The organism is Sphingomonas sp. SDUR79 (assembly GCF_056821745.1).
The window spans coordinates 1,581,681-1,595,847 of record NZ_JBPDIN010000001.1; the positions used below are offsets into that span (position 1 = coordinate 1,581,681).

The 14,167-nt window shown below is 65.4% G+C and carries 20 protein-coding genes; 14 read left to right on the forward strand and 6 right to left on the reverse strand.

Translation table 11 applies throughout. The features are described from left to right. Positions 1-21: 21 nt before the first annotated feature. Positions 22-1,506 (reverse strand): signal recognition particle protein, encoded by a 1,485-nt coding sequence (gene ffh / locus ACRYLO_RS07630; RefSeq protein WP_482659610.1) that lies wholly within the window; start codon positions 1,504-1,506, stop codon positions 22-24. Positions 1,507-1,748: 242 nt separating this feature from the next. Between ffh and ACRYLO_RS07635 the strand changes: the two genes are divergently transcribed. Continuing rightward, positions 1,749-3,386: a putative bifunctional diguanylate cyclase/phosphodiesterase gene (locus ACRYLO_RS07635; protein ID WP_482659611.1), complete on the forward strand. Its 1,638-nt coding sequence runs from the start codon at positions 1,749-1,751 to the stop codon at positions 3,384-3,386. Between the two features lie 179 nt (positions 3,387-3,565). On the opposite strand, the gene ACRYLO_RS07640 is transcribed toward ACRYLO_RS07635, so the two are convergent. After that, positions 3,566-4,144, reverse strand: a complete 579-nt coding sequence (locus ACRYLO_RS07640; RefSeq protein ID WP_482659612.1) for a DUF924 family protein — start codon at positions 4,142-4,144, stop codon at positions 3,566-3,568. On the opposite strand from ACRYLO_RS07640, the gene mtaB reads away from it, so the two are divergent. Genes mtaB through ACRYLO_RS07655 form a run of 3 tightly spaced genes read left to right on the forward strand, consistent with a single transcriptional unit; the run spans position 4,143 to position 7,150 of the window. Continuing rightward, on the forward strand, positions 4,143-5,525 hold the full coding sequence (mtaB, locus tag ACRYLO_RS07645; protein ID WP_482659613.1) for a tRNA (N(6)-L-threonylcarbamoyladenosine(37)-C(2))-methylthiotransferase MtaB: 1,383 nt from the start codon (positions 4,143-4,145) through the stop codon (positions 5,523-5,525). The genes ACRYLO_RS07640 and mtaB overlap by 2 nt on opposite strands. After that, positions 5,522-6,454, forward strand: coding sequence for a signal recognition particle-docking protein FtsY (gene ftsY / locus ACRYLO_RS07650; RefSeq protein ID WP_482659614.1), 933 nt, complete (start codon positions 5,522-5,524; stop codon positions 6,452-6,454). Before mtaB ends, ftsY begins: the two co-directional genes overlap by 4 nt. A 54-nt stretch (positions 6,455-6,508) precedes the next feature. Continuing rightward, positions 6,509-7,150 (forward strand): septation protein A, encoded by a 642-nt coding sequence (locus ACRYLO_RS07655; RefSeq protein ID WP_482659615.1) that lies wholly within the window; start codon positions 6,509-6,511, stop codon positions 7,148-7,150. A gap of 9 nt (positions 7,151-7,159) precedes the next feature. Here ACRYLO_RS07655 and ACRYLO_RS07660 read toward each other — a convergent pair whose 3' ends face one another. From ACRYLO_RS07660 to pspF, 3 genes are all read right to left on the reverse strand, one after another. After that, positions 7,160-7,597 (reverse strand): hypothetical protein, encoded by a 438-nt coding sequence (locus tag ACRYLO_RS07660; RefSeq protein WP_482659616.1) that lies wholly within the window; start codon positions 7,595-7,597, stop codon positions 7,160-7,162. 121 nt (positions 7,598-7,718) lie between these two features. Then, positions 7,719-8,336 carry a superoxide dismutase gene (locus tag ACRYLO_RS07665; protein WP_482659617.1) on the reverse strand — a complete coding sequence of 206 codons (618 nt, stop codon included), beginning with the start codon at positions 8,334-8,336 and terminating at the stop codon, positions 7,719-7,721. Positions 8,337-8,432: 96 nt separating this feature from the next. Beyond that, positions 8,433-9,467 carry a phage shock protein operon transcriptional activator gene (gene pspF / locus ACRYLO_RS07670; RefSeq protein WP_482659618.1) on the reverse strand — a complete coding sequence of 345 codons (1,035 nt, stop codon included), beginning with the start codon at positions 9,465-9,467 and terminating at the stop codon, positions 8,433-8,435. A 176-nt stretch (positions 9,468-9,643) separates the two neighbouring features. On the opposite strand from pspF, the gene ACRYLO_RS07675 reads away from it, so the two are divergent. From ACRYLO_RS07675 to ACRYLO_RS07720, 10 genes are all read left to right on the forward strand, one after another. Then, on the forward strand, positions 9,644-9,790 hold the full coding sequence (locus ACRYLO_RS07675) for a hypothetical protein (RefSeq protein WP_294017801.1): 147 nt from the start codon (positions 9,644-9,646) through the stop codon (positions 9,788-9,790). Positions 9,791-9,857: 67 nt separating this feature from the next. Then, a complete protein-coding gene (pspA, locus tag ACRYLO_RS07680) occupies positions 9,858-10,526 on the forward strand; it encodes a phage shock protein PspA (protein WP_482659619.1) in 669 nt (222 codons plus the stop codon). A gap of 3 nt (positions 10,527-10,529) precedes the next feature. Beyond that, positions 10,530-10,811: an envelope stress response membrane protein PspB gene (pspB, locus tag ACRYLO_RS07685; RefSeq protein WP_482659620.1), complete on the forward strand. Its 282-nt coding sequence runs from the start codon at positions 10,530-10,532 to the stop codon at positions 10,809-10,811. Position 10,812: 1 nt separating this feature from the next. Beyond that, positions 10,813-11,190, forward strand: a complete 378-nt coding sequence (gene pspC, locus ACRYLO_RS07690) for an envelope stress response membrane protein PspC (RefSeq protein WP_482659621.1) — start codon at positions 10,813-10,815, stop codon at positions 11,188-11,190. Positions 11,191-11,221: 31 nt separating this feature from the next. After that, positions 11,222-11,512 carry a hypothetical protein gene (locus ACRYLO_RS07695; RefSeq protein ID WP_482659622.1) on the forward strand — a complete coding sequence of 97 codons (291 nt, stop codon included), beginning with the start codon at positions 11,222-11,224 and terminating at the stop codon, positions 11,510-11,512. 77 nt (positions 11,513-11,589) lie between these two features. After that, positions 11,590-11,847, forward strand: a complete 258-nt coding sequence (locus ACRYLO_RS07700; RefSeq protein ID WP_482661698.1) for a hypothetical protein — start codon at positions 11,590-11,592, stop codon at positions 11,845-11,847. Positions 11,848-11,857: 10 nt separating this feature from the next. Further along, on the forward strand, positions 11,858-12,139 hold the full coding sequence (locus ACRYLO_RS07705; protein WP_482659623.1) for a hypothetical protein: 282 nt from the start codon (positions 11,858-11,860) through the stop codon (positions 12,137-12,139). Positions 12,140-12,169: 30 nt separating this feature from the next. Further along, entirely contained in the window at positions 12,170-12,301 is a 132-nt protein-coding gene (locus ACRYLO_RS07710) for a hypothetical protein (RefSeq protein WP_294017795.1), read from the forward strand. A 42-nt stretch (positions 12,302-12,343) separates the two neighbouring features. Beyond that, positions 12,344-12,610, forward strand: a complete 267-nt coding sequence (locus tag ACRYLO_RS07715; protein WP_482659624.1) for a hypothetical protein — start codon at positions 12,344-12,346, stop codon at positions 12,608-12,610. Between the two features lie 44 nt (positions 12,611-12,654). Further along, positions 12,655-12,900 (forward strand): hypothetical protein, encoded by a 246-nt coding sequence (locus ACRYLO_RS07720; RefSeq protein ID WP_294017793.1) that lies wholly within the window; start codon positions 12,655-12,657, stop codon positions 12,898-12,900. A 311-nt stretch (positions 12,901-13,211) separates the two neighbouring features. On the opposite strand, the gene ACRYLO_RS07725 is transcribed toward ACRYLO_RS07720, so the two are convergent. Continuing rightward, complete coding sequence (locus tag ACRYLO_RS07725) at positions 13,212-14,078, reverse strand: alpha/beta fold hydrolase (RefSeq protein WP_482659625.1); 867 nt, start codon at positions 14,076-14,078, stop codon at positions 13,212-13,214. Positions 14,079-14,167 lie beyond the last annotated feature (89 nt).

The window sequence follows — 14,167 nt, forward strand, 5'->3', positions numbered from 1 at the left end:
AAATTCAAAGCGTTGAAACGATTACTTCTTCTTGTTCAAAAACTTGGCGAGTTCGGGCGGGATGTCGCCGCCACCGCCGGGCAGGCCGGGCAGCCCGCCGCCGGGGCCGCCCATCTTGCCCATCATGTCGCCCATGCCCGGACCGCCCAGCGCGTTGCCGAGGCCGCCCATGCCGCCCTTGCCGAGCATGCCCAGCATGCCCTTAAGGCCGCCCATCTTCTTGAGCCGCTTCATCGCGGTGGACATTTCCTGGTGCATCTTGAGCAGCTTGTTCACGTCCTGAACGGTCGTGCCGCTGCCCTTGGCGATACGGATCTTGCGCTTGGCGTTGATCAGTTCGGGCTTGGCGCGTTCCTTGACGGTCATCGAGGTGATGATCGCGTCCATGCGCAGCAGGATCTTGTCGCCGCCGGCCTGTTCGACAGCGCCTTGCGCCTTCTTCATGCCGGGGATCATGCCGGCGAGCGCGCCGAGGCCGCCCATGCGGCGCATCTGCGCAAGCTGGCCGCGCAGGTCGTTCATGTCGAACTGACCCTTGGCGAGGCGCGCCGCCATCTTCTCGGCGTCTTCGGCCTCGATCGACGCGGCGGCCTTTTCGACCAGCGACACCACATCGCCCATGCCGAGGATGCGGCCGGCGACGCGCGAGGGGTGAAACGGCTCGATCTGGTCGAGCTTTTCACCGACGCCGGCGAACTTGATCGGCTTGCCGGTGACCGCGCGCATCGACAGCGCCGCGCCGCCGCGCGCATCGCCGTCCATGCGGGTCAGCACGACGCCGGTCAGCGGCACCTGATCGCTGAAGTTCTGCGCCACATTGACCGCGTCCTGGCCGGTCAGCGAGTCGACGACGAGCAGGATTTCCTGCGGCTTCGAGATGTCGGCCACCGCCTTCATCTCGTCCATCAGCTGCTGGTCGACGTGCAGGCGGCCCGCGGTGTCGAGCATCAGGACGTCGAAGCCCTGCAGCTTGGCGGCCTGCATCGCGCGGCGGCCGATATCGACCGGTTGCTGCCCCGCGACGATCGGCAAGGTCGCGACCTCGATCTGGGTGCCGAGCACCGCCAGCTGCTCCTGCGCCGCCGGGCGATTGACGTCGAGCGACGCCATCATCACCTTCTTGCCCTGCTTCTTCAGCAGGCGGGCGAGCTTGGCGGTCGTGGTCGTCTTGCCCGAGCCCTGCAGGCCGACCATCATGATCACGGCGGGCGGGGTGACGTCGATCTGCAGCTCGGCCGTGTCCGGGCCGAGCATCGCGACCAGCGCGTCGTTGACGATCTTGACGACCTGCTGCCCCGGCGTGACCGAACGCAGCACCTGTTGCCCCACCGCCTGTTCGGTGACGCTGTCGACGAACTGGCGGGCGACCGGCAGCGCGACGTCTGCCTCGAGCAGCGCGATACGCACTTCGCGCATCGCGGTCCGCACATCCGCTTCGGTCAGCGCGCCACGGCCCTTGAGACGGTCGAATACGCCGCCAAGCCGTTCGCTCAGACTGTCAAACACTCGCTTCTCCCATTGCTCTCACGTCCGAAACGCATAAAACGCCGGCGGACGAAACCTCGTCAGCCAGCGTTGCCGGGGGCATATGTCGTCGCGTTCGTGAGAACGGTCGGAAGCGCGCTTAGCCGCAAACCAAGATAAGTGCAACTGTCGCGACGTTAACCCTCTTCCTGCGTTTGCCTTAACCCCTTCTACACGGTCGGCATGGGATATCCCCGGCTCGTATCAAGGGGAGCAATTCCGGCATGCCGCTGGACATCGACAACGATCGGACCGAACGCAGCGGTGCAGGCTCGGACCTGATCATGGGGGCGATCAGCGTCGCCGCGATCCTGATGTTCGTTGGCACGGGCAGCTCGGTGCTGTCCAAGACACTGCGCCATTATCTGGAGGGCGCGGCGCCGGCCGATCGCACATTGGTGATCGCGCTGCTGCTCAACGTCGCGCTGATCCTGTTCGGCTGGCGTCGCCACCGGGGCCTCAGCAACGAAGTGCGCATCCGCGCCGCCGCCGAAGAGCGCGCGCAGATGCTGGCGAGCCGTGATCCGCTGACCGGATTTCTCAACCGCCGCAGCCTGGCCGAAGAAGGCGCGGCGATGTTCGTGCGCGGGCAGAAGCGGCGCAAGGCGATGGCGATGATGATCATCGACCTCGACCATTTCAAGACGGTCAACGACATGCACGGTCATGCCGTGGGCGACGCGCTGCTGCGCGCGGCGGCGGGCGAGATTGCCGGCGCGATGCCGCCGATCGCGCTGACCGCGCGGCTGGGCGGCGACGAATTCGCCTGCGCATTTCTGTTCGATCCGCAGCATCCCGACATGATCGAGCGCATCGCCGAGAAGCTGGTCGCACAAATGTCGCAACCGTTCGAGGCGGAGGGTCTGCGGCTGCATGTCAGCTGTTCGGTCGGAATCGCACGGTCGGACTTTGACTGCCAGTCGGTCGATTCGCTGATGCGATCGGCCGACATCGCGATGTATGTCGCCAAGAAATCGGGCCGCAACCGCTATGCCTGGTTCGACCATTCGATGGAACGCGAGCTGCAGACCCGCAACGAGCTGGAAAACGGCCTGCGCACCGCGATCCCGCGCGGTGAGATCGTCCCCTATTTCGAACAGCAGGTCGACCTGCAAACCGGCAAGCTGATCGGGTTCGAGGTGCTGGCCCGCTGGGAACACCCGACGCGTGGCCTGATCAGCCCCGAGCTGTTCATCCCGATTGCCGAGGAAACCGGCCTGATCGCCGACATGTCGCTGTCGCTGATGAGCCAGGCCTTCAACGCCGCGCGCGATTGGGACAGCTCGCTCAGCCTGTCGGTCAACATCTCACCGATCCAGCTGCGCGACGCGTGGCTGGCGCAGAAGATCATCAAGGTGCTGACCGAGACGCGTTTCCCGGCGAGCCGGCTGGAGATCGAGATCACCGAAAGCTCGCTGTTCGACAACCTCTCGCTCGCCCAGTCGATCGTCGGAAGCTTGAAGAATCAGGGCGTGCGGCTTGCGCTCGATGATTTCGGGACCGGCTATTCGTCGCTGGCGCATCTGCGCGCGCTGCCGTTCGACCGGATCAAGATCGACAAGAGCTTTGTGATCTCATTGAACGAGAGCGCGGATTCGGCGGCGATCGTGAACGCGATCGTGTCGCTGGGCGAAAGCCTCAACCTGCCGATCACCGCCGAAGGCGTGGAGGATGAGGCGATCGCCGCGCGGCTGAAAGCGCTCGGCTGTGCCAAGGCGCAGGGCTGGCATTATGGCAAGCCGCTGTCGGTCAGCGGGGCCCGCCGACTGCTCGCCGAACGCCGCCTGCTGGTACAGGCACCGGTTGAGCCGACTGTCGAGAGCGAGCTGCAGGCGCAGCGGCCGGACCGGATGGCGGGCTAAGCGCCAATTCCTCCCCTGCCCCGCAGGGGAGGTGGCAGCGCGAAGCGCTGACGGAGGGGCCGCCCCGAAGAGGGCGGAATTTTGCCGAGCTGCTCAACGGCTGTCTGCGCAGCCGCCCCTCCACCACCCGCTGCGCGGGCGGTCCCCTCCCCTGAGCAAGCTCAGGGGAGGAATTGAACTCACCAACCCGCATCCGGCCGTTTCAGATATTCCAGCTCTTCCGCCGTCGACTCGCGGCCCAGTGCTTCGTTGCGGCTGGGGAAGCGGCCGAATTGTTCGATCACGACCGCATGGTCCATGGCGAAGCGGAGATTTTCGGGGCGCCCAAGCGCGGTGAATTTCTCCAGGCACATCCGCTGTGCCTCGACATTCTCGGCGTGCATCAGCGGCATGTAGAGGAAGGTCGCGCGCTCCGGCGGCATGTCGCGGTCCCAGCCCTTGCCGATCGCCTCCAGCGTCAGCGCGAGTGCGAGCGGGTCGGCGGCGAACGCTTCGGGCGTCCCGCGATGGATGTTGCGGCTGAACTGGTCGAGCAGGATCACCGCCGCGAGCAGCGCATCCGGATTGTCGCGCCATTCCGCCGCGCCGCTTGCCAGCACGACGTCGCGGGCGTGGCCGAAGCGGCGTGCAATCTCCGCATCGACCGCATCGTCCTTTGCGAATTGCTGTTCTGGCCGCAGTTCGTCGAACCAATAGTCCAGCACCGCCTTCGCGCACGCATGGACTTCGATCCCTTGCGTCTCTAGATCGCCTGCCATGTCGTCCTCCATTGTCGCACCTGAGGTAATCAGCCTTGGCTGTCGGCTCAACCTTGCCGAAAGCGAAACGATCCGCGCGCTGTTGGGGTCCAGCGACGTGGTGGTCGTCAACAGCTGCGCCGTGACCAACGAAGCGGTGCGCCAGACGCGCCAGGCGATCCGCCGCGCGCGGCGGGCGCGGCCCTCGGCGCAGCTGGTGGTAACGGGCTGCGCGGCGCAGATCGACCCGGCGTCGTTCGGCGCGATGCCCGAAGTGGACCGGGTGATCGGCAATGCCGAAAAGCTGATCCCGGCATCCTGGGCGCGCGACGATGCGGCTTTGGTGCAGGACATCATGGCGGTGCGCCAGACGGCACCGCATCTGGCCGCGAGTTTCTCCGCGCATGTCCGCGCGTTCGTTGAAGTGCAGAACGGCTGCGACCATCGCTGCACCTTCTGTGCGATTCCGTTCGGGCGCGGGAACAGCCGGTCGGTGCCGGCGGGCGCGGTGATCGATCGGGTGCAGGCACTGGTCGACGCGGGGCATCGCGAGATCGTGCTGACCGGGGTCGACCTGACCAGCTATGGCCCCGATCTGCCCGGCGCGCCGACGCTGGGGCAGCTGGTCGAGCGGGTGCTGGCGCATACGACGGTGGAGCGGCTGCGGCTGTCGTCGCTCGACGGGATCGAGATCGACGACCGGCTGTTCGCGCTGCTGACGCAGGAGCGCCGCGTGCTGCCGCATGTGCACCTGTCGCTGCAGGCGGGCGACGACATGATCCTCAAGCGGATGAAGCGGCGGCATTTGCGTGGGCAGTCGGTGGCGCTGGTCGAGCGGCTGAAGGCAGCGCGGCCGGAGATCGCCATCGGCGCGGACCTGATCGCGGGTTTCCCGACCGAGGATGAGGGTATGGCGGCAAATACGCTCGCGCTGATCGACGATTGCGACATCGTGCATGCGCATATCTTTCCCTATAGCCCGCGCGACGGCACGCCGGCAGCGCGGATGCCGCAGGTTGCGCCGGGCGTGGCGAAGGCGCGCGCGGCAGCGATGCGCGAGCGGGCGGCGGCGCGGCGGGCGGACTGGCTGCGCGGCCTGATCGGGACGACGCAGCGGGTGCTGGTCGAGCGACCGGGAGACCGCGGGCATGCAGAGAATTTCGCGGAGGTGCGGTTAGCCCTCCCGGCTGAAATTGGAACCATCGTGACAGCCACGGTCACCGGCATCGAAGATGAGCGGCTCACTGCCACACTCACTGGTCACCCCGGCCTTGGGCCGGGGTCCACTGTGCCTCCAGGCGCGGAGCTTGAGCCTCTTGTTTCGCGCTTGCCGCCGGGTGGACCCCGGCCCAAGGCCGGGGTGACGAAAGAGGAATTGGGTGTGAAGGAAGCAAAAACATGAGCGGCCCCAGCTGGCGCGAGCGGTTGCTCGGCGGGTTCAAGAAGACGTCGGACCGGTTGGTCGGCAACCTCGCCGGGCTGGGTGCCGGGCGGCTCGACGATGCGACGCTCGACGAGATCGAGGAGGCGCTGATCGCGTCCGACCTGGGCCCGGCGACGGCGGCGCGGATCCGCGAGCGGCTGGCGGAGGAGCAGGTCGAGCGCGGGATGGAGGAGCTGGGCATCCGCCTGGTCGTCGCCGACGAGATCGAGAAGGTGCTGACCAAGGTCGCCCAGCCGCTGATCACCGACAAGGCGCGGCCGCAGGTGATGCTGGTGATCGGCGTCAACGGATCGGGCAAGACCACCACCATCGCGAAGCTCGCCGCGATCCTGAAAGATCAGGGGCTGAAGGTGATGGTCGCGGCGGGCGACACGTTCCGCGCCGCCGCGATCGGGCAGCTGCGCACCTGGGCCGACCGGATCGGCGTGCCGATCGTCGCGGGGGCCGAGGGTGGCGATGCCGCAGGGGTCGCGCATGAAGCGCTACGCCGCGCGACTGCCGAGGGCATCGACCTGCTGATCGTCGATACCGCCGGGCGACTCCAGAATAAGCGCGAGCTGATGGACGAGCTGGCGAAGATCCGCCGCGTGCTCGGCAAGCTCGATCCCGAGGCGCCGCACGACGTGTTGCTGGTGCTCGATGCGACCACCGGGCAGAATGCGCTCAACCAGATCGCGGTGTTTCAGGAAGTTGCGGGCGTGACCGGCATGGTGATGACCAAGCTGGACGGCACCGCGCGCGGCGGCGTGCTGGTCGCGGCGGCGGAGAAATACGGCCTGCCGATCCACGCGATCGGCGTCGGCGAAAAGGTCGACGACCTGCGCGGGTTCGACCCGCGCGAAGTGTCACGGATCATCGCCGGGGTGGAGGCGTTGACCAAGGGCTGAGCGCCCGCGTCCAGTTTTCTTCGACAAGCCCCGCGCCATTTGTAGAGTGAGTGCATGACCGAATCCATGACGCCCCAAAGCTCGGGCAAACCCGCCCCCTCCCCCGGCCTGCGCATGCTGATCGATTTCGGTCCGCTGGCGATATTCTTTGCCGTGAACAGCTTCATGGGCGGGCCGCAGCTGACGCGCATGCTCGCCGCAACCGCAGCGTTCATGGTCGCGATCTTCCTCGCCATGGGGCTGTCGCTGTGGAAGACGAAGCATATCTCGCCGATGCTGTGGATTTCCGGCGTGCTGGTGCTGGTGTTCGGCGGGCTGACCCTGTGGTTCCACAACGACACGTTCATCAAGGTCAAGCCGACGCTCGTCTACGCGATGTTCGCGATCGTGCTCATCTATGGCCTGATCACCAAAAAGCCGCTGCTGCAGATGCTGCTCGAGAGCGCTTATCCGGGGCTGACCGCGCGCGGATGGCAGTTGCTGACGGTCAATTGGGCGGCGTTCTTCGTCGTGATGGCGGTGCTCAACGAAATCGTCTGGCGCACGCAGAGCTGGGATTTCTGGGTCGCGTTCAAACTGTGGGGGGTAGTGCCGCTGACGTTGCTGTTCGCGATCGGCAATGTGCCGCTGCTGCTGCGCCATGGGCTGAAGACCGATGGCGAAATCGTCGACAAGGCGCTGCCGCCGGAGCAGTGACGTCCCCGGTCAGGGCGGCGTGCAGGTCCACGGGTTTGACGCGGTGTTCGCGCCGGTTTGCTTGCAGAACTGCGTGGGCACCGTGGTCTGCCGCGGCATGAAATGGAATGTCCAGCCCTGCGGCGTGTTCGACGGAGCGATCATCGCGATGTGATGGCTGTGGCCGTTGAACGCCTTCTCGATGGTGCCGATCCGGCCCGCATTTTCGAAACCCTTGGCTGAGATCGTTTTCTGCGCGGTCTGCAATCCCGCAATCTGCTGCTTCAGCTGAGCGATCTCGGCCTTAAGGGAATCGATTTGCGGCTGCGGTGCGGCACCCTGCGCCACTTTCAAAGCGGAAGGACTGAGCGAGACGGGGGCTGCGGGTTGCCGCGCGAACGCAATGCCGGTTGCCACGACGGCGCTACCCGCCAGGACAAGAACCACCTGTGTGCGAAACTGGGGCATGGGACATCCTCTTGGTCAGAAAAGGAAACGCCACACGCCCGCCCCGAATCGAAATCGACCGGCGGGGCGGACCACCGGTCGATATCATGTCAGTACCGCAATGATCGAGCGGAATTGGTGATCAGCCGGCCTGGTCGGCGCGGCTGACGCCTTCGCCGTCGAGGTTGGCGGCGACGAAGTCCCAGTCGATGATCTTGGTGATCGCTTCGAGATAGCCCGGGCGCGCGTTGCGATAGTCGATGTAATAGGCGTGTTCCCACACATCGATCGTCAGCAGCGGCTTATAGTCATAGACGACCGGCGTGTCGGCGTCGTGGAGCGAGGTCACCTTGATCTCGTCGCCGTCGAGCACCAGCCAGCCCCAGCCGTTCGAGAAGTGCGCGGTGGATTCGGCGATCAGCTGCTTGACCAGCTCTTCCTTCGAACCGAACTTGGCTTCGATCAGCTCCGCGAGCTTGCCGGTCGGCTCCTTGGTTTCGGGCGTCAGGCCGAACCAGTAGAAGCTGTGGTTCCAGATCTGAGCGCTGTTGTTGAACAGGCCCTTGTCGCCGGTTTCCTTGGCATGCTTGATCACCTCGACCAGCGACTTGCCTTCCAGCCCCTTGTCCGCGACGAAACCATTGGTCTTGTCGACATAGGCCTTGTGATGCTTGCCATAGTGGAATTCGAGCGTCTCGGCCGAGATCGTCGGCGCAAGCGCGTCCTTGGCATAGGGCAGCGTGGGAAGTTCGAACGCCATGGGATGTCCCTCCGTTTTTTTGGTTCGCGACCGCCTAACGCATGACGCCAATGAATGCCGCACAAATTTTTCTGCGGGCAGGATCGAGTGGGGCGATCAGCCGCCCGCGTTGAGCAGGTCGTGGCGCTTGAGCGCGTGGCGGAGTTGATCGTAGCTGAGGCCCAGCGCTTCGGCGGTTGCGCGCTGGTTGAAGCGGTTTTCCGATAGCGCGCGGCTGAGCAGTTCGCGTTCGAAGCGGTTGACGCGGCTCTTGAAGTCGCCGGACAGGTCGTCCTCGCTGCGCGGCAGCGGGCCGGGTTCCTCGGTGGTCAGCTGCACCGGCGCGGCATTGCCGGGTATTCCCTGCGGCAACGGGCGCGGACGATAGGGCGAGGCGAAGGGGTCGATCTGGATCGCATCGACTGGGCCCGACCGGTCCCAGCGATACACCGAACGCTCGACCACATTGCGCAACTCGCGCACATTGCCGGGCCAGCTATGCGTTGTCAGTGCGTCGAGCGCGGTCGGGCCGAAGCCCTGCCATTCCAGCCCCAGCTCAGCCGCCATGCGCCGCCCGAAAAACTCCGCGAGCACGAGCACATCGCCAGCGCGGGCGCGCAATGGCGGCAGCGTCACCACTTCGAAACTCAACCGGTCGAGCAAGTCGGCACGAAACGTCCCCTTCTCGACGCGGTCGGGCAGATCCTCATTGGTCGCGGCGACGATGCGGACATCGACACGCATCGGGCGCGACGATCCGATCCGGGTAATCTCGCCATATTCGACCGCGCGCAGCAGGCGATCCTGCGCCGCCATGCTGAGCGTGCCGAGCTCGTCGAGGAACAGGGTGCCGCCATCGGCCTCTTCAAACCGGCCAGGCCGGCCCTTGGTCGCGCCGGTAAACGATCCAGCCTCATGCCCGAACAGTTCGGCCTCGATCAGCGTTTCCGGCAGCGCGGCGCAGTTCATCACCACCAAAGGCTGATCCCAGCGCGGAGACAGGCGGTGCAGGCGCTCTGCGACCAGTTCCTTACCGGTCCCGCGCTCCCCGATGACGAGCACCGGACGGTCCAGCGCCGCCGCGCGCGAGGCGAGCTCGAGCGCGTCCAAAAAGGCGCCCGACTGGCCGACGACATGGGTGGTGCGCTCCATGCCGAACTCTTGGGATATTTTCCCAAGTTTTGGCAAGTGCGAAGTTTCGACCCCTTCACCTTCTGGCCAGAAAGTGGCGGAAATCTGCGGTAAAATCGAATTGGCACGCCCCGTGCAAAGTGTCTGGCATGCCGCGAAGGGCGGCAACGACACGAAGAAATTGAGGGACGGAAACAATGTATAAGGGCCACAACAGCTTTCGCACCACGCTGGCGGCGCTGGTCTGCACCCTGATCGTCAGCACCACCAGCCTGGCAACCGTGGTCGGCCCCGCCGTCACGGCGACGGATGGGGTCGCGGTTTCCACCCGAGCCATCGCGTAAGCGATCCCGCCGGGCGGGCACCCCCTAGCCCGCCCGGCGGCACGAGTTTCCAAGGAGCTAAGTTCAGATGGGCATTTTCTCTCGCACCCGCGACATCATCGCCGCCAACTTCACCGACCTGCTCGACAAGGCGGAAGACCCGGCGAAGATGATCCGCATGATCATCCTCGAAATGGAGGAGACGCTGGTCGAGGTCCGCGCCAGCGCGGCCCGCACCATCGCCGACCAGAAGGAAATGCGCCGCCACATCGCCAAGCTGGAAAACCTCCAGATGAGCTGGACCGAAAAGGCCGAGCTGGCGCTGAGCAAGGACCGCGAGGACCTCGCCAAGGCCGCACTGGTCGAGCGTCAGAAGGCATATGACATGTGCGATCAGCTGAATGCGGAGATCGCGGTACTCGACGATGCGCTACGCGCGTCGGAAGAGGATATCGCCAAGCTGCAGACCAAGCTGCGCGACGCTCGTGCCCGCCAGAATGCGATCATGACCCGCCTGGAAAGCGCCAACAACCGCGTCAAGCTGCGCGAGATGACGCACGGGTCGAAGGTCAGCGACGCGTTCAGCCGCTTCGACCTGCTCGAGCGCCGCGTCGATTTTGCCGAGGGCCGCGCCGATGCGCTGGCGCTGGGCGCGCCGAAGAAGTCGCTGGAGGAAGAGATTGCCGAGCTCCAGTCGGCCGAGAAGGTCGATGCCGAGCTGGCCGCGCTCAAGGCGCGTCTGAACAAAGGGAACTAAGCCATGGAAGATATCCTGGTCCCGATCGTCGTCGTCGGCATGCTCTTCATCGGCATGCCCTGGGTCATCCTCCACTATGTCACCAAGTGGAAGCAGGCCAAGACGCTGACCGGCGAAGACGAAAGCCTGCTCGACGAGCTGCACTATACGGCGCGTCGCCTGGAGGATCGCCTACACACCATCGAGCGGATCATCGCCGCCGATAATCCCGAGTTCCGCCTGCGCAGCAATGATACGCCGCCGGCCCGCGAACTCCCCGACTATGAACGCGCACGGAGGAACTGAGATGTCTGTCAGCCGCACGCAACTGTATCGCGACAAGGTCAACGGCAAGTGGCTCGGGATCTGTGAAGGTCTGGGCGAATATACCGGGGTAGACCCGTTGTGGATCCGCCTGGGTTTCCTGATCCTGTTCTTTGCAACCTTTCCGCTGATGTTCTTTGTCTATGTCGGCCTCGCCATGGTCGTGTCGCAGAAGCCGATGGGCCTCTACGAAAATGCCGAGGATGCAAAATTCTGGCAGGGCGTGCGCGCCAATCCGCGCCGCTCGACCCAGGAAGTCCGCTCCAAGCTGCGCGACATCGATCGCCGCATGGCCGACATCGAGACCTACTATACGAGCCGCAACACGCAGCTCGCCGACGAGATCGAGCGCCTGCGCTGAGCGCGCGCCGATCCGAACAGGGAGACTAAACATGAACTGGGGTGGACCGGGCTTCGTCATCGCCATCATCGCGATCACGACCTTTGGCTGGCTCGCTTCGACCTGGATCCGCGCCAAGCACGGATACCCGATCGAAAATGAATGGATGGGGACGACCACCAAGGAAAACCCCCAGGCGGATCGCAAGATCGAGCTGCTGACGAACGAGAATGAGCGGCTGACCGGGCAGATCAGCCGGTTGGAGGAGCGGATCGCGGTGCTCGAACGCATCGCCACCGACCCCGCCGAGCGGACCGCCCGCGAGATCGACAGCCTGCGCTGAGAAGGACGAAGCAGATGGAAAAGATTCAGTTTTTCAGCGCACTGGCCCCCACGATTGCGATCGTCGGCGTGGCCGGAATGATCGGGTGGATGTTCACCACCTGGCTCCGCATCAAGAATGGCTATCCGCTCGACGGGGCCTGGGGCCAGGCGGTCTATCCGCAGAAGAATGACGAGATGATCGAGCGGATCAAGCTGATCAGCCAGGAAAATGCCCAGCTCCGCGCGGAACTGGGTTCGGTCAAGGACCGGCTGGCCAATGTCGAGCGGATCGTGACCGACAGCAGCCACGCGCTGGATCGCGAGATCGAAGCGCTGCGGTTGGGCAAGAACTGAGGACGGGACGATGGGCGACAAACAGAGCTTTATCCTCGGCTTCTTCTTCATCGTGGTCGGCATCCCGGTGATCCTCGGCGTCGGCGGCGACATGTTCCGACGCTGGCTGAAGCACAAAGAGAAGATGGCCGAAGCGCTGAGCGCAAAAACCGCCGAAAAGGCCGCGCAATATGCGGCGCATACCGAGCGGCTGGAGCAGCGGGTGCGGGTGCTGGAGCGGATTGTCACCGACAAGGGTGTCGACCTGGCCGACGAGATTGAACGGCTGCGCGACGACCGGCCGGTAAACTGAACCAAAGAATTTTGTGAGGGAGTATCTACCATGTTGATCGGAGTTTTCGCGGTGCTGGGCGTCATTGGCGCGATCGGCGTCACGATGGCCGAGATGCGCGACCGCCCCGCGCGCCGCGCCGAGCGATTGGCGCGCGAAGCGGCGGCTCAGCCGGCCGAATAAGCCCCCGGGCTAACCCAAGATCACACGAACAGGAGGCAGGATATGGATTGGGCGTTCATGGTGGTGGCGATCGTAGCGATCGTAACCATCGGCAACATCGTCCGCGCCAAGATGGGCATCCAGAAGGATGGCCGTGGCAACGATTATGTCGCCCATGATCCCGCGGCGAGCGCCGAAGCCCGCCGCCTGGAGCAGGAAGTGCGCACGCTGAAGGACCGCATCGCGGTGCTGGAGCGAGTGATCACCGACAATCATTCGAGCGTCAGCCTCGACCGCGAGATCGAGAAGCTGCGCGACGGCAAAAACTGAATTTTGGCGCAACTGAAGTCCGGCCAGAACCGGAGGAGGATGTGATGACCGACCCCAATTTCTACATGGTCATGGCGCTGGCGACCCTTGCGGGCCTTGGCATGGTGACCGGAGCGGGCCTCGCCGGATGGCGCGGCTGGCTGGCACTCAAGCGGCAGGAACTGTCGCTGGTGCACCCGGGCGAAACGGCTTCCGCCGCGCAGGGCAATGCCGGCGCACGGATCGAGATCGCGGACCTCAAGGAACGCATCCGCAAGCTTGAGGCGATTGCTGCAGGCGTGGATCTTTGATCGTGCGCGGTGCCGGCCCGCTCCCCCACCCGGCCACCCATAGAATACACTCGCGTTGGGTGGCCGGGTGGGGGAGCGGGCCGGCACCGCACGGATAAAGAGCCCCCGGAGCAGCGGCGGAACGGTTGGGAGGCCACCGCCACTGCACCATGGGAGCGGCAGCTGCAGACGCCGCTCCCACCCTTAGCCCGCCGAGCGACTCGCTTCGTGCTTCGACAAGCTCAGCACAAACGGAGGGAGGGGCTCAAACCTCCGTTTGCCCTGAGCTTGTCGAAGGGCCACCCCGCGCCCCATTGGGTGCGGCGAACCAATCACTCGATCACGCGGTGGCGCTTCAGGAAGGTCACCGCATCGGCCATCAGCCGGTCCTGCACCTCGGCACCGAATTTCCCATGCACCCCGCCCGGCACGACATGGAGTTCGGTCGGCACCTTCGCCCGCTCGAGCGCGGCTTTCAGCGCGATCGATGCGGCGAGCGGGACCACCGGGTCGGCATCGCCATGGACGATGAAGACCGGGGGCTGGCCCGCGCGGACGCGGGTGATCGGCGACATGCGGGCGGCCATTGCGGCGCCCGCCTGCCCCTGCCCAACCCAAGCGCCGATCGAGGGACTGTTCCACGCGCCGAGCGATTGCGGGCGCAGATCGGTCGGGCCGTAAAAGTCGATCACCGCAGCGGCGCGCGGCGCGGGTCCGCATTCGGCCGGGTCGAGGCCCTCGCTGGCGTCGACATAGGCCGCCATCAGCGCGAGATGTGCGCCCGCCGATGTGCCCAGCAGGACGATCCGCTGCGGGTCCAGCCCCTCCCGCTCCGCCGCGCGCGCAATCCAGCCCATCACGCAGCGCAAATCCTCGACCGCTGCTGGCGCGCGGGCTTGGCCCGACAGGCGATATTGCATGCTGACCACCGCGAACCCGGCATCGACGAAGCGGCGATAGCCGGTCCAGCCCTTGGGCCGCTCGCCGCGCGCCCAGGCCCCGCCATGGATGACGACGAGCACCGGCGCGCGTTTGCCCTTGGCGCTGCTTGGGCGGTGGAGGTCGAGGTGCAGCGGGCCGGTATCGGTGGTGCGATAGACGACCTCGCGCTGGGTCATGACAGCAGGTTGCGACTGTCGCGCGGGCGCGGGCGCCGCCAATACCGTCGTTGCCAGTCCCAGCCCGATCAATCTCAGCATCCACGCTCTCCCCTACCGTCAGACCAGCCTAGGGGCCGCACATGGTTGCACGCAAGACCGGGTGACGCGGGCGCGCCGCCCCGCTAAGG